Origin of the sequence: Lacunisphaera limnophila (genome assembly GCF_001746835.1) — a bacterium.
In the GTDB taxonomy this organism is placed as follows: domain Bacteria; phylum Verrucomicrobiota; class Verrucomicrobiia; order Opitutales; family Opitutaceae; genus Lacunisphaera; species Lacunisphaera limnophila.
In genome coordinates this window covers 1,402,370-1,420,799 of record NZ_CP016094.1, presented here as the reverse complement: position 1 = coordinate 1,420,799, position 18,430 = coordinate 1,402,370, and the positions used below count along the sequence as shown (strand labels likewise).

The following is an 18,430-nucleotide window of genomic DNA, read 5'->3' as shown; positions in this document are numbered from 1 at the left end:
CCCATGCGCCCCTCCCCCTTCCTTCTGTCTTTGGCGGCTGTTTTGGTCACCGCCTGCACTCGCCAAACCCAGGTTTCCGCCCCGCCGGAGGCCGGATCCCTGGCGGTCACCACCGCCGTCGTCGTCCGCGAGAACCGGCCGGCCCTCATCGAGATGCCCGCGACCATCCGCCCGGTGGAGCGCGCCGTGATCTCCGCCAAGCTCACCGGCACCATCGCCACCCTGCCCTGGGGCCTTGGCCAGGCCGTCCCGGCCGGCGACGTCCTCGTCACCCTTGCCGTGCCCGAGACCGAGGCCCGCGTCCGCCAGGCCCAGGCCTCCCTCGCCGAGGCCGCCCGCGCCACCGAGCGTGAACGCACCCTCGTGGCCAAGGGCGTCAATGCCCCCGACTCGCTCCGCGACGCCGAGGACCGCCTCCGCTTCGCCCAGGCCGGCCTCGCCGAGGCCGAGGCCATGCTCGCCCACGCCAGCATCCGCGCGCCTTTCGCCGGAGTTGTCACCGAGAAAACCGTCCTCCCGGGCGATCTCGCCACCCCGGGCCTACCCCTGCTCACCCTGGAATCCACCGCCCGTCTCCGCGCCGAGGGCGCCGTGCCCGAACAGGCCGCCGCCACTCTCCGCATTGGCGACTCCCTCCCCGTCGTGGTCCAGGATGGGGCCGCCCCCGTCGCGGGGCGCATCGAGGAACTCTCCACCGCTGCCGACGCCCTCAGCCGCTCTGTACTGGTAAAGGTCGCCCTGCCCGCTGGCTCCGCCCGCTCCGGGCAGTTCGCCCGCCTGCAGGTGACCGCCGGCGCCAGCGACTCCCTGTTCATCCCCGCGACCGCCCTCACCCGCTTCGGCCAGATGGAGCGGGTCTTCGTGGTCACCGAGGGCCGCGCCGTCCTGCGGCTCGTTAAGAGCGGCCGCACCATCGGCGACCGTCTCGAGATCCTCTCCGGCCTCAACGCCGGCGAGCAGATCGTACTGACCCCGCCCGCCGCCCTGCGCGACGGCCAACGCGTCACCCCGCAGTCATGAGCGCGCCCGTTTCCCCGCCACCCCACGGCTTCGCCGGCCGGCTGGCCGAGGCGTTCACCGATTCGCGCCTCACCCCGCTCGCCGTCATCGCCTCGCTGCTCCTCGGCGTGTTCGCCGTGTTCATGCTGCCGCGCGAGGAGGAACCGCAGATCAAGGTGCCGATGGTGGACGTCATCGTCGCCATGCCCGGTGCCACCGCTCACGAGGTCGAGAACCGCGTTACCCGCCCCATGGAAAAGCTCCTCTGGGAGATTCCCGGCGTCGAGTACCTCTACTCCACCTCCAGTCCCGGTCGCTCCCTCGTCATCGTTCGCTTCCAGGTCGGCTCCGACCTGGAGCAAAGCCTCGTCCGGCTGAACCAGAAACTGCAGGCCAACACCGACCGCATCCCGCCCGGGGTCAGCGCCCCGTTGATCAAGCCCCGCACGATCGATGACGTTCCCGTCGCCGCCGTCACGCTGCACAGCACCACCCACGACCACCTCACCCTGCGCCGGCTCGCCGCCCAGCTGGACGACGCCATCAAGGCCCTGCCCGAGGTCGCCGAGACCACCCTCATCGGCGGCGTGCGCCGCCAGCTCCGCGTGCAGGTCGACCCGGTGAAGCTCGCCTCGCGCCAGCTCACCCTCGACGACCTCGCCGCCGCCCTCCGCGCCGCGAACGCCCGCAGTCAGGACGGCGCCCTCCCCTCCGCCAATCGCGCCCTCCTCATTGAGACCGGCGCATACTTCCACGACGCCGCCGACGTGGCCAACCTCGTGCTTGGCACCTGGCAGTCCCGCCCGATCTTTCTCCGCGACGTCGCGACGATCGTCGACGGCCCCTCCGAGCCCGCCGATTACGTCCTCTTCGGCCGCGGCACGCATGCGTCGGCCATCGAAAATCAGGGATCCGCGATCGAAGCTTCCGAGGAAGCCGCCGTCACCCTCAGCATCGCCAAGCGCCCCGGCGCCAACGCCGTCACCGTCGTCCGCGCCGTCGAGGCCACGGTCGCCCGATTGCAGGGCGTGCTCCTGCCCGCCGACGTCGCCGTCACCTTCACGCGCAACTACGGCGAGACCGCCAGCGAGAAGTCCAACGAGCTCCTGCTCCACATGGGCATCGCCGTGTTCGGCGTCGCCCTGCTCATCCTCTTCTTCCTTGGCTGGCGCGAGTCGCTCGTCGTGCTGCTCGCCATCCCCGTGACCCTCGGGCTCACGCTCCTGGTCTTCTACCTCTACGGCTACACCCTGAACCGCATCACGCTCTTCGCGCTGATCTTCTCCATCGGCATCCTTGTGGACGACGCGATCGTCGTGGTCGAGAACATCGTCCGCCACCAGCGCCTGCCCTCCGCCTGCGGCAAGTCCCTCCACCAGATCGCCGTCGAGGCCGTCAGCGAGGTCGGCAACCCGACCGTGCTCGCCACCTGGGCCGTCATCGCCGCCGTTCTCCCCATGGCCTTCGTCGGCGGTCTCATGGGCCCCTACATGCGCCCGATCCCGATCGGCGCCAGCGCCGCCATGCTCTTTTCCCTCGTGGTGGCATTCACTGTCACCCCCTGGGCCGCCCTCCGGGTGCTCGGCCGGCACGCCCCGCCGGTCACGCCCGACCACGCCGCTGTCTTGCACGATCAGGCGCCGGACACGTTCTTCACCCGGCTGTACCACCGCATCATGGACCCGATGATCGCCCGCAGCCGGTGGCGCTGGTCCTTCCTCGGCTTCGTCGCGGTCCTGCTGCTCGGCGCCATGGCCTTCGTCCCCGCCGGCCTCGTGAAGATCAAGATGCTGCCCTTCGACAACAAGTCGGAGTTTCAGGTCATCCTCGACCTGCCCGAGGGCTCCACCCTCGAGGAAACCACCCGCGTCGCCCGCGAGCTGGCCGCCGCCCTCCGCACCGAGCCCGAGGTCCGGGACTACCAGATCTACGCCGGCACCGCCTCCCCGTTCAATTTCAACGGCCTGGTCCGCCACTACTTCATGCGCCGCGGCGCCAACGTCGCAGACATCCAGGTCAACCTCCTCCCCAAGCACGAGCGTTCCGCCCAGAGCCACGCCGTCGCCGAGCGCATCCGCCCGCGTCTCGCCGCCATCGCCGCCCAGCACGGCGCCACCCTTGCCGTGGCCGAAGTGCCCCCTGGACCGCCCGTGCTCCAGACCCTCGTCGCCGAGATCTACGGTCCTTCCGAGGCGTCCCGCCTCGCCCTCGCCGGCCGCGTGAAGGACATCTTCGCGCAGACCGAGGGCGTCGTGGACATCGACTGGTACGTCGAGGAGCAGCAGCCCACCATCCACCTCCGCGTGGACCGCACCAAGGCCGCCCTCCACGGCATCAGCGTCGCCACCATCTCCCGCACCATCCAGACCGCCGTGACCGGCGCCAAGGTCGACCTGCTCCACCAACCCCTCGACCGCGAGGATGTCGATCTCGTGCTCGAACTACCCCGCGCTCTACGCAGCCGGCCCGAAGACCTGCTCTCGCTCCAGCTCCGCTCGGACCACGACGAGATCATCCGTGCCGGCGAACGTCCGCTGATCCCCCTCGGCGAACTGGTCACCCTCGAGCGCACCCCCGGCGAACGAAACCTCTACCGCAAAAACCTGCGGCCCGTGGTCTACGTCACCGGCGATGTCGCCGGCGCCGTCGCCAGCCCCGCCTACGCGCTGTTCGCCATGAACCGCGCCATCGCGCAGCTTGACGGCCGCGAATTCGGCGGCACCCGCCCGGAGGTCGCGCTCCACCACCTCACCCAGCCCGACAGCGAACTCGAGCCCTCGATCAAGTGGGACGGCGAGTGGCACGTGACCCTCGAGGTCTTCCGCGACCTCGGCCTGGCCTTCGCCGCCGTCTGCATCCTGATCTACATGCTGCTCGTGAGCTGGTTCAAAAGCTACCTCACGCCCTTCCTCATCATGATCGTGATTCCGCTGTCGTTGATCGGCATCCTGCCGGCCCACGCCGCGATGGGCGCCTTCTTCACCGCCACCTCAATGATCGGCTTCATGGCCGGCGCGGGCATCGTGGTGCGCAACTCGATCATCCTCGTTGATTTCATCGAGCTCCGCCGCGCCCAGGGCCTGCCGCTGGCCGAGGCCGTGGTCGAGGCCGGCGCCGTGCGCTTCCGCCCGATGCTCCTCACCGCGCTGGCCGTCATCGTCGGCGCCTCGGTCATTCTCGCCGACCCGATCTTCCAGGGCCTGGCCCTCTCCCTCATGGCCGGCGAGGTCGCCTCCCTCCTCATCAGCCGCTTCGCCGTGCCGGTGCTCTACTACATGATGAACATCCGCCATGACCCGCCTGCCGGCGCCGCCCCGGCCGAGTGCCCCGTGCCTTCGCCATGAACCTGCCTGTCCTGTTCCTCATTCTCGCCGGCGCCTTCGTCGCCTGGACCTTCTGGCGCGCCCGCCCCGAGATCCTGCCCGAGGCCCTGCACGCCGCCCTCAAAGCCGGCACCGCCGTGCTCGTGGACGTGCGCGAACCCGCCGAGTGGACCGCCGGCACGGCCAAGCAGGCCGCCCTCCTGCCCCTGAGCGACCTGCGCGGTCCGCGCAGCCAATGGCGCACCTTCCTCGAAAAAAACCGCGACAAGGAGTTGCTCCTCTACTGCCAGTCCGGCGCCCGCTCCGCCGTGGCCTCCGCCCTCCTGCGGCGCGAGGGCTTCACCGCCCGCAACGCCGGCTCCCTCGCCTCCCTTGACCGTGCCGGCTGGCCCGTCTGCCGCCCGCGCACCTGACCCTGTCCCGTCCATCCAACCCCCATCCCCCCACCCATGAAACCCAACGTTGGCGGCATTGACCGCATCCTCCGTATCCTCGCCGGTATCGCCATTCTCGGCGCCGGCTTCTACTTCAAGAGCTGGCTCGGCCTGATCGGCATCGTGCCGATTCTGACGGGCATCTTCCGTTTCTGCCCGGCCTACCTGCCTTTCGGCCTCAGCTCCTGCAAGCTGAAGGACGAGTGAGGCCGGCCTCCGCCCGCCGGTTTCCCGCAAGATCCGCGTGGCCGCCCGTCCGGGATTGGCTAAACTCTGCTGATCATGTGGACCTGGGCTGAATGGACCGCCGACCGCGCCGTGGCGCTCACGGGGCTCGACGCCGCGCGCGGCGCCGGCGCGGCCCTGCACTTCTTCGTCTACGATCTCCAGAAGATCGTGGCCCTGATTCTGGTCGTGGCTTTCATCATGGCTCTCGTGCGCGGCGCCCTGCCCCTGGAGAGAATCCGTGCCTGGCTGGAGCGGCCCGGCGGGCGGTTCCTCGGGTATCCGGCCGCCGCGGCCTTTGGCGCCCTCACCCCGTTCTGCTCCTGCTCCTCGGTCCCGGTCTTTCTCGGCTTTATCCAGGCCCGCTTCCCGATCGGCGTGGCCTTCGCCTTCCTCATCACCTCGCCCATCGTCAACGAGATCGCGGTGGCCCTGCTCGGCGCCACCTTCGGCTGGAAATTCGCCTTCACCTACGCCGGGGTCGGCATCGCCCTCGGCATCTTCGGCGGCCTGGCCCTCACGTTCATGCGCGCCGAGCGCTGGCTCACGCCCGCGGCCCTGGCCCCGGTCGCGACGGACGAGGACGATCTTCCACCCTCCGGCTGGCGCGCCCGCCTGCGCGACGCCGCGGCCACCAGCCTCCGCATTCTCCGCCGGATCCTGCCTTGGCTCCTGGCTTCGCTCGCGCTCGGCGCCGGCCTGCACGGTTTCGTGCCCGCCGGATTCTTCGAACGCCTGTTCGCCGGCACCGGTGCGTGGACCGTGCCGCTCGCCTCCCTCGCCGGACTGCCCCTCTACCTCAGCGCCAACGCCACCGTGCCGCTGCTCGACGCCTTCGTGGCCAAGGGTGTGCCGCTCGGCACCGCGCTGGCCTTCCTGCTCTCGGCCGTCGGCGTCTCCCTGCCCGAGCTGATCATGCTCCGCAGCGTCATGAGCGTTCGCCTGCTGCTCGTCTTCTCCGCCATCGTGCTGGTCGGCACGACCCTCGTCGGCTGGATCTTCAACGCCCTGTCATGAAACCGAACTACGACGCCTCCTTCTGGGATCAGCGCTATGGCGCCGCCACCGGCTACCTCTACGGCACGTCCCCCAATGAGTTCCTCGCCGCCGTCGCCGACCGGATCCCGCCCGGGCCGGTCCTCTGCCTCGCCGAAGGCGAGGGCCGCAACGCCGTCCACCTCGCCCGCCGCGGCCACGCCGTCACCGCCGTGGACCAATCCGCCACCGGTCTCGCCAAGGCCGCCGCGCTGGCGGAGAAAAACGCCGTGCCCCTGACGACGATCGTAGCGGACCTCGCCGACTTCCCGCTCTCCCCTGGCACCTGGGCTGGCATCGTCGCGATCTTCATGCACCTCCCGCCCGCCCTTCGCGCCACGGTGCTCGCGCGGGCGGTCGTCGGCCTGCTCCCCGGCGGGATGTTCGTCCTCGAGTGCTACAGCCCCGCCCAACTCGCCTTCCACACCGGCGGCCCGCGCGAGGTAACGCTGCTGCCGACCCTCGCCACCCTGCGCGGGGAACTGCCTGGCCTGGAGTTCCTCCACGGGGACGAGCTTGAGCGCGATATCATCGAAGGCGACGGCCACACCGGCCGCGGTGCCGTGGTCCAGGTCCTCGCGCGCCGCCCGGCCTGACCCCTTCCCGCGCTCCGGGCCCGGACTTGCGCCGGCGCGCGGACCGGGCATCTTGCCTCCCATGAAGAAGCTCCTCCCGCTCATTGCCATGCTCAGCTTGTTTTCCTCCATCTTCGGCGCCGAAGTTTCCACCCTGACCCCGGCCGAGGCCGCCCGACTCGTGGCCGAGGGCAAGGCCGTCCTCATCGATGTCCGCGAACCGTCGGAATGGGCCGACACCGGGGTCGCCGCCCCGGCCGTGTTGCTTCCGAAAAGCGAATTTGACGAGGGCCAGATCGGCGACTGGAAGGCTTTCCTCGCCCAGGTGGGTGACAAACAGATCATCACCTACTGCCGCTCCGGCAAACGCTCCGGGGTGGTGGCGCAGGCCCTCGCCGCCCAAGGGCACAAGGTCGCCAACGCCGGCGGCTTCAAGGGCTGGCAGGAAGCCGGCCTCCCCGTGCGCAAGGTCACCGAACCGGCCAAGTAAGGGGCAGGACCGGGACGGCGGCGTCCCCCGGGATGCCGACGCTTTCGCAAGATCTGCGAAGCCCGCCGCGGGAATAAAGAGTACCATCGTGCCATGAAGGCACGATCCTACCCCGTCGTTCTTTCGCTGGCTTTGGTTTTGCTGGCTCCGATCTCGCTCCGGGCCGCTGATGCGGCGGATTCCACCCACACCTTCCTCAACCCCGACGATCCCGCCCTCGCGGAAATCCGCCTGCTCGGCGAACGGACCATCGACCACGCGGGTAGCACCCTCGTCCGAGAGGTGCAGCGGGTGCTGGCCACCCAAGCCCCCGCGATGGCGGTCGGCCTGCTCCACCTGAAGGATTACAAACTGCCCGTCGCCGCTCCCGGTCAGCCCGTCTTGATCGCCATCAAACGCACCAGCCTGCGGTTGCGCAGCCCCGCCAACTCGCCCGATTCCCCCGAACTCGCCGCCCTGGAACGCATCGAGCGCCAGCTCGAGAACGGCGACGGCGTGCCCAAGCTCCTGATCCAGCGCGTGGCCCTCCCCGGCTTGCCCCTGGAATGGCGTGTCTACCGTCCGCTCGGCGTGATGAAACAGTGCCTCGACTGCCATGGCCCGAAGGACGAACTCGCCCCCGGCGTCGCCGACGCCCTGCGCGTGATGTTCCCCGCCGACCAGGCCGTGAATTACAAGACGGGGCAATGGCGCGGCGTGCTGCGGGTCTCGATCCTCGAGCCCAAGAAGAAACCATGACGCCACCGGATGCCGCCCCCGCCGCCCCGCGGCCTCCGACCGTTCTCCTCCCCTGCGCCGAATCGTGCCTCTATTTTCGCCCGCTCCATCCAGATCGCTGGTCGGATTACGGGCTCTGCACCCACCCGCACTCCCCGCGCCGCGGTTACCCGGTGCGGCTCGGCCGGAACTGCCGGTACTTTCAACCCAGGCCCGACCCGGCTTAACCCGGCCAATTCAGCAACCGGCCGGCTTGGATCACGCACACGCAGTCCTCGCCGTCCTCCGTGTGCAGCCAGTGCAGGCCGAGTTCAGGAAAATTCTTGTCCATCGCCGCGCGCAACCCGCCGACCTCCAGCACGACCAGCCCGGATGGCTGCAACCGCTCCCGCGCCTGCCACAGCAGCTTGCGGATGATGTCCAATCCGTCGCGGCCGCCATCCAGCGCCAGACGCGGCTCCTTCGTGAATTCCTCGGGCAGACCGCGTAGCTCGCGCGTGGGCACATACGGCGGATTCGAGAGGATCAGGTCGTATTTCGCCGTCGGCACCGCATCAAATACGTCGGAGTGGTGCAGCCGCACCCGCTTCGCCAGGTGATGGGTGGCCACGTTGAACTTCGCCACAGCCAGCGCCTCGGGCGACAGGTCGATCGCATCCACCTTGGCCTCCGGAAACTGATGGGCCAGCAACACCGCCAGGCAGCCCGAGCCGGTGCAGACGTCGACGACGCGTTTGACCGGGTGCCCCACACCCGCCCGCGCGCCCTTTCGCGCCATGCCCCCTTCCACCATCTCCGCAATGGCCGGCAACAGCTCCAGAAAATACGACCGCGGGATGATCACGCGCTCGTCGACATAGAACCGATGCTCGCCGAGGAACGCCTCGCGCGTCAGGTAGGCGGCCGGCACGCGCTCCTCCAGCCGGCGACGGAAGACCTCGGTCACCCGCTCCGCCTGCTCCGCGGTGAGCTTGCGCTTCAACACGGTGGGCGGGCTCTCCAGCGGCAACTCCAGCGCGCGCAGCAGCAGGTACAGCGCCTCGTCGTGCGCGCTGACCGCGACCTGCCCGAGGGCGACCTCGTGCCTGGCGTAGGCGCGCTCCGCCCACTTGAGCCACTCACCGAGAGTCTGGGGTTTGGTCGCCATGGTTCAGGCCGGTTTGCCCGCCCCGGGCCGGTGTTCCGCGCAGTAGCATTTGTCGTCGTCACTGTAACGGAAATCCTCCTGCGGGTGCGTGCGGTCCGTCTTCCCGCAGACCACGCAGGTGTGGCGGGGCTCGTCGTTCTCCCGCGCCGCCGCCTGCTTCGCCTGGTACTCCATGCGCCGCCGGCCGGTCTTGCCCCGCTGCAGGATCTCCCCGCTGAAAAAGAGCAGGAAGTTGCTGATCGAGGCGAGCACCCCCAATCGCACCGGCCACGTGCCCGTCACCAGGGCGAAACCATAGCCGATCCACGCAATCAGGGCCAGCCACTTGATCTTCACCGGCAGGATGAAAAAGATCAGGATCTCAAAGTCGGGATTCAGAAAAGCGAAGGCCAGGAACACGCTGCCGGCCAGAAACACGTTGGTCGCGTAATTCCCGGGAAAAAGAAACGCCACGCCCAGCGTCATGATCCACCCGATGAACAGGAAGAGGTTGTAACGAAACACCCCCCAGTGTCCCTCCAGCGCCGAGCCCATCATGTAGAACATGTACCAGGCAAAGGCGATGAACACCGGGTGCGCGGCCGGGGGCAGCAGCAGGAACGAAAACACCCGCCACACCTCGCCCTGCGCCACCGCCCAGGGCAGGAGGGCGATGCGCTCCAGATCGAAAAAGCCGAGGAATGAAACCGACCAGAAAAACACCTGCCCGATCACCAGGTAGAGCGAGATATTCGGGATGGCGTAGCGGCCGAGGGCCCGTTCGAGCCGGTTGAGGAAACCCATGACGGGTTACTTTGCGTCGGCCGGGGCCAGTTCGTCCAGCAAAGTCTGCTTCTGTTTCTGGAGCGGCGGCTCGGTCACGGTGACCAGCAACGCGCGGGCGTGCTCGGCCCGGCCCAGCTTCCCCAGCACGTTCGCGGCGTGCAGGCGGATGGTCTGCTGCTCCAACCCGGGCTGCGCCTTTTCCTCCAGTTTTCCCCAGGCCTTCAGCGCCTCCTCCCACTGCGGGGTGGCCAGATCGTAGTACGCCTCGGCCGCCCGGTAGCCATAGGCCATGTTGTCCGGCGCGAGTTCGGCGCCGCGTCGGAAGGCGTCCAACATCGCCTGGTCCAGCGTGGCCCGCGTGAACTCGCCGGTGGCGATCAGCTCGTCCCTGCCCTCCGTCAGCATCTTGCCGAGGTGGTAGTGGTATAGCGGCTCGTCGGGCGCGAGTTTGATCGCGGCGGTCAGCCACGGCAAGGCCTCGGCCAACTTGCCATCCTCGGCGAGAAAACGGGCGATCTCATTTTTCACCACCGGAATCTCCCCGTCGAGCTGGTTGGCCTTGAGCAGCATCCCCACCGCCTCGCGGGTCATGCCCACCTGCCCCAGCAACATGCCATACGCCGCATGCGCGGCCGCAAAATCCGGGCTCTTCTGGATCAGCACATCGTAGCTGTTGATCACGCTCTGGATCTCCCCGCGCAACCAGGCTTCGTCCAGGTGCTCCCCCTCCGCCTCCGCCCGCTCAAAGATGTGCCGCTGCCTTGCCGCGATGTCCTTCAGGGTCTTTTCGGCCAAGGTTTCGGAGGCAAACGCCCCCCCGGAAGACAGCAGGGCAAGTAGGACCAACAGGGAGATACGGAGGCGCATCCGCCCTAGGACATGCCTGAATCCATCTCGTTCAAGGCTTTCCTGTTTTTCTAATCCTGGCCGTCAGCAACCATGATACCCCGTTTAATTGTAAAACTTCACCCAACTGGCACACGACGGGTGGCACCGAACGTGCTATAGTGGGTCCAGTCGCAAGCCGGTTGTCTTCACGGGTGGCCAGCCCACCGCGACGGAGTTCTTTGACTTGGCTGGTTCCGGCGTGAGGCCTCCGGAGTCAGTCGGATCCAGTGTTCATCATTCTGTCGGGTTGCGGGAAGGCTGTGAAATCGCGCCCTCGCACCCGGGTTGCCCCAAAGCACACTTTCGCCACCTGCGGCCGTTTAACGGGCCGGAGGGGGTGGAACGGGATACCCAGCCTGCGGCCATTCCGGCCGGTGGCCGTGTCCTGCCTAAACAGAAAAAAGCCTCCGCCTCGGCGGAGATATCAAGCCATGAACACGAAATCCAAACTAGCCCTCAGCCTCAGCCTGCTCGTTGCACCCCTCGCCCTCGTGGCGGCGGAATCCACCGAGAAGGCTTATGTCGAGTCCTACCGCAATCGCGCCGACGGTCCGGTGCCCACCACGGTTATCAAACCCGAGGTGAGCTCCCGTTTCGCCGGCAAGAAGGTGGTCCTCGAATTCGTCGTCGATGCGACGGGTAAGCCGACCGACATCAAGTCGGTCACGCCCGGCGCCAACGCCGAACTCGTATCCACGGTCTCCGAAGCCGTTTCGCAGTGGAAATTCTCCCCCGCGATCGTCGACGGCAAGCCCGTGGCCCGTAAGGTCGCGCTGCCGGTGAACATTGTCGCCAACTACGACACTGCCACCCGTTTCGCGCTCAACTAAAGCAGTCCTAAAGCAAACAACCAGGGCCGCTCTCCGCTCACGCGGGGGGCGGCCCTGTATTTTTTGCGGAATCGCACTGGCGCCCGCGCTATTCCACATAATGTGCCCCCCATGCCGCCGCCCGCCGTCCCCCGCCCCACCCCCGGCCGCGGCACCACCCTCAACCCGGCCAACCGCTTCGAACGCCTCACCGTCGAGCCGGATCCCGACTACGCCGAGTACGATGAACACGGTGTGCCCGTCGAGCGCCCGCACCCGCGCACCCAGTTCTACGTCGACGCCTCCGAGTCCATCCTCGTGCGCCACGACAGCCCCGACCTCGGCCCCGGCTGGGGCCTCAACCCCTACCGCGGCTGCGAACACGGCTGCGCCTACTGCTTCGCCCGCCCCTTCCACGACTACCTCGGGTGGAACAGCGGCGTGGACTTCGAAACCAAGATCCTCGTCAAACCCCGCGCCCCCGACCTGCTCCGCGCCGCGCTCAGCGCCCGCTCCTGGCACCCGGAGCCCATCTCCCTCAGCGGGATCACCGACTGCTACCAGCCCGCCGAACGGAAATTCCAGCTCACCCGCCGCTGCCTCGAGGTAATGACCGAATTTCGCCAACCCGTCGGCATCATCACCAAGAACTTCCTCGTCACGCGTGACATCGACCTGCTCGCCGGGTTGGCCGCCCACGACGGCGCCGCCGTCTATGTCACCCTGACCACCCTCGACGCCGACCTGTCCGGCCGGCTCGAGCCGCGCGCGGCCCGACCCGACCACCGCCTGCGCGCCATCCGGCTGCTGACCGACGCCGGCATTCCCGTCGGCGTCATGGTCGCCCCCGTCATCCCCGGCCTCACGGAACACGAGATCCCGGCCATCCTCGACGCCGTCGCCGCCGCCGGCGCTCGGCGCGCCGCCTACATCCTGCTGCGCCTGCCCCACACGGTGAAGGATGTCTTCCTCGCGTGGCTCGACACGCACGCCCCGGCCAAGAAAGACCGCGTCCTCGCCCGCCTCCGCGATCTGCACGGCGGCCAGCTCTACGACGCCACCTTCGGCACCCGCCTGCGCGGGACGGGAATCTTCGCCGAACAAACCGAACAGCTCTTCACCGTCTCCGCCCGCCGCGCCGGCCTCAACCGCGCCGATTTCAACCTCTCCACCGCCGCCTTCCGCCGCCCCGGCGGCACCCAGCTCGATCTGCTGTAAGGCGGGATTCCCAAGTCCCGCCTCGCGCGGCACCCTTCAGAATCCCTGACTGGTCCTGGCCTTCGCTGTTCGCTCTCGCAGCACCCAGCCCCAGAACCCCACCACCATCCACGCGAGCAGCATCGTCGTGACCGTGTGGCTGAGGTAATGCGCGCCTTTCAGTATCTGATATCCACCCATCCACCAACCGGCGGCCCAACTCAGCGCGATCCCGCCCCACCACCACGCCCGCGTGCGGCCCAGCACCGCCAGGCCGATCAGCGCAAACCCCCCGCTGGCGTGCCCGGCGGGAAAAGCCCGGCCCCGCTTCGCTGGCCGGTCGTCCGCCGGATAGGCCTCAAACACTTTCACGTAAGGTACGTCGCCCCCGTAGCGCCGGATCTCGGCGGGGGTGAAGGTATTCGTCGTGCCCTTGCCCACACTGGCCAGCACCGGGAGGGTGACCAGCGTCAGCACCGCGACGCCGAGTTCGCGCCGACCGAAGCCCCACCGGTCCCGCCAGCGGACTGGGCCCAGCAGCAGGCCCAGTAGGACGACCGCCGTCAGTATAATGATAACCTTCGGCCCATCATAGAAAAACAACCGGCCCAACGGCTCCGTTGCATCCACCATCCAGCGGCCCTGCGCAAAGTCATAGCACCGGTCCTGCACCCAGAGGTCGAGCGCGGTCGCCTCCGCCACCACCAGAAAAACCGCCAGGAGCAGCCCGGCCAACCAAGGCGAGGCGCGGCCCCCCGGAATTCAGGGCGGGCCCGGTTCATCGGCCGAACTTCCCCTTCCACCAGCGCTTGAAATCAAAATTCACCCGCACCTTCGCGCTGCCCCCCACGTCGGTGCCGTCCGGCCCGAAGCTCGTGCGCAGGCCCACGCCCACCACCCACTTCCCGCCCACCCGGCCGGTGAAACGCTCGGGCACTTCCCACAACACGCCCGGTCGCACCGCAAACACTTCCTCCGCCGGCCCGCCAAAGGGCCGCGTGCTGGTCAGCTCCGCCTCCAGCGTGTAATGCCACGGGCCGCGGTCAAACACCGCGCCCGCCGTCAGCGACAGCGAGTCCGCTCCGAGCTCATTTTTATCCAACTGGCCCGGGATGTCCGTCGTCGAGACGAGGTCGGCCCCCACGTTGCCAAAAATCCGCCAGCGCCGGTCCCCCTCGAGGCGCCGGGAAAACGCGACGTAGGGACTGTAGTGCCTCAAGCCGTCGGTGATCTCCATCGGAGGCGTCCCGATCGGCGTGCTGAAATCCAGGCCCACCGCCGTGTCCCAGGCACTGTTCCCGAGTTGGCCGAGGCGGTACTTGGTGCCCAGCCCCACCTTCGACAGGCCGCTCCGGTCGAACCAGGCCGCATCCCGCAACCCGTGGGAAAAATAACCCTCGATCGAGCCCGTGATCTCCCAGTCCTCGGCCAGGCCGTAACGCAGGCCCAGCGGCACGCGCACATGGTCGCGCTTCAACACGTCGCCCACCCGCGGATGAAAGGAAAGCCGGAGGCTGTTTTTCCGCTGCGTGCCGGGCAGGCTGGAATTGAACACGCCGCGGATCTTCATTTCGTCGTCCTCGATGCCCGACTGCGCGAAAGCGGGTGCGGCTTGCAGCCAGAGGGCCGCGCTGAGGATCACCAAACAGGTTAAGGGGCGTGGAGCCGACATAGGGGAGTGGCTCACTCGAGCCGGTAAAGGCGCTCACCGTAGAGGTGGCCGGGCAGGAGACTGTGCGCCAGCGCCTCCTCGACCAAAGCGGGATCGGCCGTCTCGGCCTTGAGTTGGAACCGGTCGCGCCCGGTCTGCTCCGTCGTCTCGACCCGGAACTGCGCCGGGGCCAGCCCCGGGCGGAGGATCACGATGTCCTCATCCTTCCAGTAGCCAAAGTGCGTCTCATACTGCAGCAGCGCCCGGCCGCGCCGCGGATCGGCCGGATCACCCGCCGCCGGATCGAGCAGGTCGCGGCCCATCATCGGGTGCGTCCACGCCCGCCCGGTCAGCCCGAGCACCGTCGGCATCAGGTCCACCTGCGAGGCCAGTGCGCGGACCTTTTGGCGCGGCACCAGGTCCGGCGGGCCGTAGATCAACGCCGGGATATGAAACTTGTACAACGGGATCAGCTGGTCGCCACTCACCCGCGTGCCGTGGTCCGCCACCACCACGAAAATAGTGTTCTGGAAGTACGGCGCCGTCCGGGCCTTTTCAAAAAAACGGCCGAGCGCATAATCCGTGAACTTGATCGCGTTTTCCGGCGACGCCGCCGGAAACGCCGGGTCCGGCGTGATCTTCCCGTCCGGATAGTCGTACGGCGAGTGGTTGGAGGTCGAAAGCATCACCGCGAAGAACGGCTTGTCGCCCTGCCGCCGAAACAGGGCGTCGGCCTCGAGGAAGAGTTCCTCATCGTGGATGCCCCACACGCCGACCGCCTGGCCGGGTTTCTGCAACACCGGCTGGTCCCACACCCGCTCCACGCCGTTGCCGACAAAGAAGGCTTTCATCTCATCGAAGTTGGCCTCGCCGCCATACACGAAATGCGTGCTGTAGCCCTCCCGGCGGAACAGGTCCGCCGCCGTGAAGAAATTGCGCTGGGCCTTGCCCAGCTTCAGCACCGCGCGCGCGGGCGTGGGGAAGAATCCGGCCACCACCGCCTCGATGCCGCGCGCCGTCCGCGTGCCGGTCGAGAAAAGGCGCTCAAAGGCCAGGCTCTCTCCGGCGAGCCGGTCGAAATTCGGCGTCAGGCGGGTGCCCCCCAGCCAGCCCGTGTATTCGGCCCCGAGGCTCTCGAGGAGGATGACGACGACGTTCGGCGGCGGGCCCGCGCGCACCGCGCGCGGTTCCTGACGGTGCAGGGTCGCCTCCTTGCCGTCCGGCAGGGGCCGGTACGCGGCCGCCGGGACCGTCGTGCCCCGCCGGGTAAGTTCCATGATCCGGGCCAGCGGCAGCTTTCCGTAGTCGTGCGCCGTGTCCGTCTCGTGCGTGCGCCGGTAGACCGCATACAGCAGCGTGTAGGTGGAATTGAGCGCGAGCTCGTTGTGAAAATGATTCTGCGAAAAAGCCGCCGTGCTGAGATTGGCCGGCCGGTGGCTGAAGCTGGAACGCGCGCCGAGCAGCAGCAGCGCCAGCCCCACCGGGAAGAGCACCAGTTTCGTCCGCCAGTGCGGCCAGGGCCGGGCCGTCGCCCGGCGGAGTTGCCGGTGGGCGAACCACAGCACGGCGAAGATCGCCACCGTGGCCACCAGTGTCTCGCGCCAAAAACCCGAGAAGATCAGCGCCGCCACCTGCCCGCCATGCTTGAGGTACTCGAGGAAAAGGGCCTCGGGCCGGCTGCCATACTCGGTCAGCGAGGGCCACGTCGCGCACTCGAGGAGGGTCATGACGCCGAGGAGCACCAGCAGGTACCCCCGTAACGCCGCTTTCAGTCCGGATTCCCAGCGGCCCGGCGCCAGGCAGGCCAGCAACCAGGCCGGTAGCAGCAGGTAGCTCAGGAGCAACACGTCGAAACGCAGCCCCATCGCGAAGAGCGTGGGCCACTCCGCGGGCGACCCCAGCCGGTCCCGGAACAACGCCAGCAACGCGAGGCGTCCGGCCGTGGTGAGCGCCAGCCCGAGCGCCAGCGTGGTCACAAACGGCGCGACCAGGCCGTAAGGTCCGGGACGTTCCGCCGGGGCTGCTGGTTCGGCTACAGGTTGGGTATGGCTCATGGGTTGGAAAGGGGGGACTGCACCGCGACCCGGGCCGCGGGCACCAGGCGCGCGGCCAGGCGCAATTGCTCATCCGGCTTCACCGACCGGTACTGGCCGCGACGGTAAAGGATGCTGGCGGATTGGTAATAACTGATCGCCTCGTCCTCCGCATACGCGCTCGGGGCGGTCGGCACCTGCGCGCCGCCGTGGCTGTCGTACCGGTAGGTTTTGGCATCATGCTGCGGGCCCAGCACGATCAGTTCGCCCCGCTCGAGGTGGCCCAGTTTCTGGTAATTGCCGATCAGCGCGTGCGCATCCGCCGGATCGATCTTCCGCACGTCATGGCCGAAGAAACGCGAGGGATAGCTCCAATTGAGCAAACCAAGCAACGTCGGCGCATAGTCCATCTGGCTCGTCAGCGTCTTGATCCGGCCGGGCGCGATCTGGCCGCCGGGCGCGAAGATGATGAGCGGAATGTGGTAGTTCTCCACCGGCAGCTCCGTCTTGCCCGCACTCGACGCACAATGGTCCGCCACAATCACGAACACCGTGTCCTTGTACCACGGTTTCGTCGCCGCCTCCCGCAGAAACTCCCCAATCGCCTGGTCCGTGTATTTCACCGCCCCCGCCCGGCCGGAGACCTTGGACGGCAGGTCGATTTTCCCCGCCGGATACGTGTACGGCCGGTGGTTCGACGTGGTCATGACAAAGTGATGGAAGGGCCGGCCGCTCGCGGCGCTGGTGTCCGCCTCCCGCAGCGTCCAACGGAAGAGATCCCCGTCGCAGGCGCCCCAGACATTGGCAAAGGTCACATCGGCTGGCGCCACGCTGTTCCGGTCGATCACCCGGTAGCCGTTCTGGCCGAAATAATGGTTCATGTTGTCGAAGTAGCCGAAGCCCCCGTAAATGAAGGCGGTGTCGTAACCCTGCGACCGAAAAACCGAGCCGAGGGTGAACATGTCCTCGTTGCGGGGCCGCTTCACCATCGAGCGCCCGGGCGTGGGCGGCAGCGAGAGCGTCAGCGCCTCCATGCCCCGGTCCGTGCGTGTGCCGGTGGCGTAGAAATTCTCGAACACCAGGCTGCGCGCGGCCAGGGCATCCAACTCGGGCGTGAGGGCGGACGCCGGGTTGAAGATCCCGAGAAAATCCGCACTGAGGCTCTCGACCGTGATCTGGATCACGTTGGGCCGCTGCGCGGGACCGGGGTTGCGCACATAACGCAGCGTGTCGGACTCGTCGGGCGACAGGAGGATCGAACCGTCCTCCACCAGCTCGCGGCGCAGGCGGTCGAAGGCGACCCGCTCCGGCCGCGTCCGGTAGAACTGCTCGTAATCCAGCACGTTGTTGCGAAACGCGGCGAAGAGCGACCACACGCCGTTCTTGGCCAACTCGCGGTTGTAGTTGTTGCGGAACGCCGGGAGCCGGTCCTCCTGCAGCGCGGCGCCCAGGGTGATCACGACGGCGAGGCCCGCGGCGGCGAGGCCCCAGCGGCGACCGGCGCCCACGGGTGCGGCCCCCAGCCAGGCCTGCGGCCCGCCCGACCGCGCCGCGAGCCCGAGCACCAGCACCGTGCCCGCCGCCACCGCGCCCAGTAGGACCGGCAGGTTGTAGGACTCGCGGATGTTGCCGATGACCTCCGTCGTGTAGACGAGATAATCGACCGCAATGAAATTGAACCGCACCCCGAATTCATCCCAGAAGGTCCACTCCGCCACGGCGGTAAACAGCAGCAGGTACACCGCGGCAAAACCGGCCACCCACGCCAGCCCGCGCGCCCAGCGCCGCTCGAACCAGCGCGCCGGCAACACCGCGAGCAACACCATCATCGGCGCAGCCACCAACCCCGCCGCCGCCACGTCAAACAGCGCACCCCAGGCAAAGGCCGCCAGAAGACTGGCATCCCACGTGACCTCCGGCGCGGCCTTGACCAGCAAGGCCACCCGGGTCGCGAGCGCGATCCCCGCGAAGACCAATCCAAAAAGCAGCACCCCGCCAAAACGATGCGCCAGCAGGCGCGTGCCGCGCGAATCCCGGGCGGAGCCTTGCTGAACCGGGGGAATCAAAACAGGGGCAAATATCATCCCCCATGCTCTCACGCCGACATGAACCGAAGGTTAACCGATGATTAAATTTCATTCA

Annotated in this window: 17 protein-coding genes; 10 read left to right on the top strand and 7 right to left on the bottom strand. The window is 68.0% G+C overall.

Annotated elements, in window-relative coordinates:
* Window positions 1–3: 3 nt before the first annotated feature.
* From Verru16B_RS05965 to Verru16B_RS05930, 8 genes are all read left to right on the top strand, one after another.
* Entirely contained in the window at window positions 4–1,020 is a 1,017-nt protein-coding gene (locus tag Verru16B_RS05965) for an efflux RND transporter periplasmic adaptor subunit (protein ID WP_083270142.1), read from the top strand.
* On the top strand, window positions 1,017–4,343 hold the full coding sequence (locus Verru16B_RS05960) for an efflux RND transporter permease subunit (protein WP_069961429.1): 3,327 nt from the start codon (window positions 1,017–1,019) through the stop codon (window positions 4,341–4,343). The genes Verru16B_RS05965 and Verru16B_RS05960 overlap by 4 nt, the downstream gene beginning before the upstream one ends.
* A complete protein-coding gene (locus Verru16B_RS05955; RefSeq protein WP_083270141.1) occupies window positions 4,340–4,735 on the top strand; it encodes a rhodanese-like domain-containing protein in 396 nt (131 codons plus the stop codon). Before Verru16B_RS05960 ends, Verru16B_RS05955 begins: the two co-directional genes overlap by 4 nt.
* Before the next feature lie 36 nt (window positions 4,736–4,771).
* Entirely contained in the window at window positions 4,772–4,963 is a 192-nt protein-coding gene (locus Verru16B_RS05950; RefSeq protein WP_069961428.1) for a YgaP family membrane protein, read from the top strand.
* Window positions 4,964–5,038: 75 nt separating this feature from the next.
* Window positions 5,039–5,998 carry a permease gene (locus tag Verru16B_RS05945; protein WP_069961427.1) on the top strand — a complete coding sequence of 320 codons (960 nt, stop codon included), beginning with the start codon at window positions 5,039–5,041 and terminating at the stop codon, window positions 5,996–5,998.
* A complete protein-coding gene (locus Verru16B_RS05940) occupies window positions 5,995–6,612 on the top strand; it encodes a class I SAM-dependent methyltransferase (RefSeq protein WP_069961426.1) in 618 nt (205 codons plus the stop codon). The genes Verru16B_RS05945 and Verru16B_RS05940 overlap by 4 nt, the downstream gene beginning before the upstream one ends.
* Before the next feature lie 61 nt (window positions 6,613–6,673).
* On the top strand, window positions 6,674–7,081 hold the full coding sequence (locus Verru16B_RS05935; RefSeq protein ID WP_083270140.1) for a rhodanese-like domain-containing protein: 408 nt from the start codon (window positions 6,674–6,676) through the stop codon (window positions 7,079–7,081).
* Window positions 7,082–7,174: 93 nt separating this feature from the next.
* Window positions 7,175–7,819, top strand: a complete 645-nt coding sequence (locus tag Verru16B_RS05930) for a Tll0287-like domain-containing protein (RefSeq protein WP_069961425.1) — start codon at window positions 7,175–7,177, stop codon at window positions 7,817–7,819.
* Window positions 7,820–8,021: 202 nt separating this feature from the next.
* Here the strand turns inward: Verru16B_RS05930 and prmB are convergent, their stop codons facing one another.
* The 3 genes from prmB to Verru16B_RS05915 are packed head-to-tail and all read right to left on the bottom strand — an operon-like array spanning window position 8,022 to window position 10,505.
* Window positions 8,022–8,945: a 50S ribosomal protein L3 N(5)-glutamine methyltransferase gene (prmB, locus tag Verru16B_RS05925; RefSeq protein ID WP_069961424.1), complete on the bottom strand. Its 924-nt coding sequence runs from the start codon at window positions 8,943–8,945 to the stop codon at window positions 8,022–8,024.
* Between the two features lie 3 nt (window positions 8,946–8,948).
* A complete protein-coding gene (locus tag Verru16B_RS05920; protein WP_069961423.1) occupies window positions 8,949–9,728 on the bottom strand; it encodes a rhomboid family protein in 780 nt (259 codons plus the stop codon).
* Between the two features lie 6 nt (window positions 9,729–9,734).
* Window positions 9,735–10,505: a tetratricopeptide repeat protein gene (locus tag Verru16B_RS05915; protein ID WP_157772271.1), complete on the bottom strand. Its 771-nt coding sequence runs from the start codon at window positions 10,503–10,505 to the stop codon at window positions 9,735–9,737.
* Window positions 10,506–11,029: 524 nt separating this feature from the next.
* Between Verru16B_RS05915 and Verru16B_RS05910 the strand changes: the two genes are divergently transcribed.
* Both Verru16B_RS05910 and Verru16B_RS05905 read left to right on the top strand, forming a co-directional pair.
* Window positions 11,030–11,428, top strand: coding sequence for a TonB family protein (locus tag Verru16B_RS05910; RefSeq protein ID WP_069961421.1), 399 nt, complete (start codon window positions 11,030–11,032; stop codon window positions 11,426–11,428).
* 111 nt (window positions 11,429–11,539) lie between these two features.
* Window positions 11,540–12,625: a PA0069 family radical SAM protein gene (locus Verru16B_RS05905; protein ID WP_069961420.1), complete on the top strand. Its 1,086-nt coding sequence runs from the start codon at window positions 11,540–11,542 to the stop codon at window positions 12,623–12,625.
* Window positions 12,626–12,661: 36 nt separating this feature from the next.
* On the opposite strand, the gene Verru16B_RS05900 is transcribed toward Verru16B_RS05905, so the two are convergent.
* From Verru16B_RS05900 to Verru16B_RS05885, 4 genes are read right to left on the bottom strand one after another with little or no spacing between them, the layout of a single operon-like run.
* Entirely contained in the window at window positions 12,662–13,339 is a 678-nt protein-coding gene (locus tag Verru16B_RS05900; protein WP_069961419.1) for a phosphatase PAP2 family protein, read from the bottom strand.
* A 43-nt stretch (window positions 13,340–13,382) separates the two neighbouring features.
* Entirely contained in the window at window positions 13,383–14,246 is an 864-nt protein-coding gene (locus Verru16B_RS05895; RefSeq protein WP_157772269.1) for a transporter family protein, read from the bottom strand.
* Window positions 14,247–14,287: 41 nt separating this feature from the next.
* Window positions 14,288–16,309: an LTA synthase family protein gene (locus Verru16B_RS05890; RefSeq protein WP_083270139.1), complete on the bottom strand. Its 2,022-nt coding sequence runs from the start codon at window positions 16,307–16,309 to the stop codon at window positions 14,288–14,290.
* Complete coding sequence (locus Verru16B_RS05885) at window positions 16,306–18,354, bottom strand: LTA synthase family protein (RefSeq protein WP_069961417.1); 2,049 nt, start codon at window positions 18,352–18,354, stop codon at window positions 16,306–16,308. Before Verru16B_RS05885 ends, Verru16B_RS05890 begins: the two co-directional genes overlap by 4 nt.
* Window positions 18,355–18,430: the final 76 nt, after the last annotated feature.

What these genes read in the sequence shown, in the direction of transcription:
- Verru16B_RS05965 (WP_083270142.1), top strand. Translation starts at nt 4, where the DNA reads ATGCGCCCCTCCCCCTTCCTTCTGTCTTTGGCGGCTGTTTTGGTCACC.
- Verru16B_RS05960 (WP_069961429.1), top strand. Translation starts at nt 1,017, where the DNA reads ATGAGCGCGCCCGTTTCCCCGCCACCCCACGGCTTCGCCGGCCGGCTG.
- Verru16B_RS05955 (WP_083270141.1), top strand. Translation starts at nt 4,340, where the DNA reads ATGAACCTGCCTGTCCTGTTCCTCATTCTCGCCGGCGCCTTCGTCGCC.
- Verru16B_RS05950 (WP_069961428.1), top strand. Translation starts at nt 4,772, where the DNA reads ATGAAACCCAACGTTGGCGGCATTGACCGCATCCTCCGTATCCTCGCC.
- Verru16B_RS05945 (WP_069961427.1), top strand. Translation starts at nt 5,039, where the DNA reads ATGTGGACCTGGGCTGAATGGACCGCCGACCGCGCCGTGGCGCTCACG.
- Verru16B_RS05940 (WP_069961426.1), top strand. Translation starts at nt 5,995, where the DNA reads ATGAAACCGAACTACGACGCCTCCTTCTGGGATCAGCGCTATGGCGCC.
- Verru16B_RS05935 (WP_083270140.1), top strand. Translation starts at nt 6,674, where the DNA reads ATGAAGAAGCTCCTCCCGCTCATTGCCATGCTCAGCTTGTTTTCCTCC.
- Verru16B_RS05930 (WP_069961425.1), top strand. Translation starts at nt 7,175, where the DNA reads ATGAAGGCACGATCCTACCCCGTCGTTCTTTCGCTGGCTTTGGTTTTG.
- prmB (WP_069961424.1), bottom strand. Translation starts at nt 8,945, where the DNA reads ATGGCGACCAAACCCCAGACTCTCGGTGAGTGGCTCAAGTGGGCGGAG.
- Verru16B_RS05920 (WP_069961423.1), bottom strand. Translation starts at nt 9,728, where the DNA reads ATGGGTTTCCTCAACCGGCTCGAACGGGCCCTCGGCCGCTACGCCATC.
- Verru16B_RS05910 (WP_069961421.1), top strand. Translation starts at nt 11,030, where the DNA reads ATGAACACGAAATCCAAACTAGCCCTCAGCCTCAGCCTGCTCGTTGCA.
- Verru16B_RS05905 (WP_069961420.1), top strand. Translation starts at nt 11,540, where the DNA reads ATGCCGCCGCCCGCCGTCCCCCGCCCCACCCCCGGCCGCGGCACCACC.
- Verru16B_RS05890 (WP_083270139.1), bottom strand. Translation starts at nt 16,309, where the DNA reads ATGAGCCATACCCAACCTGTAGCCGAACCAGCAGCCCCGGCGGAACGT.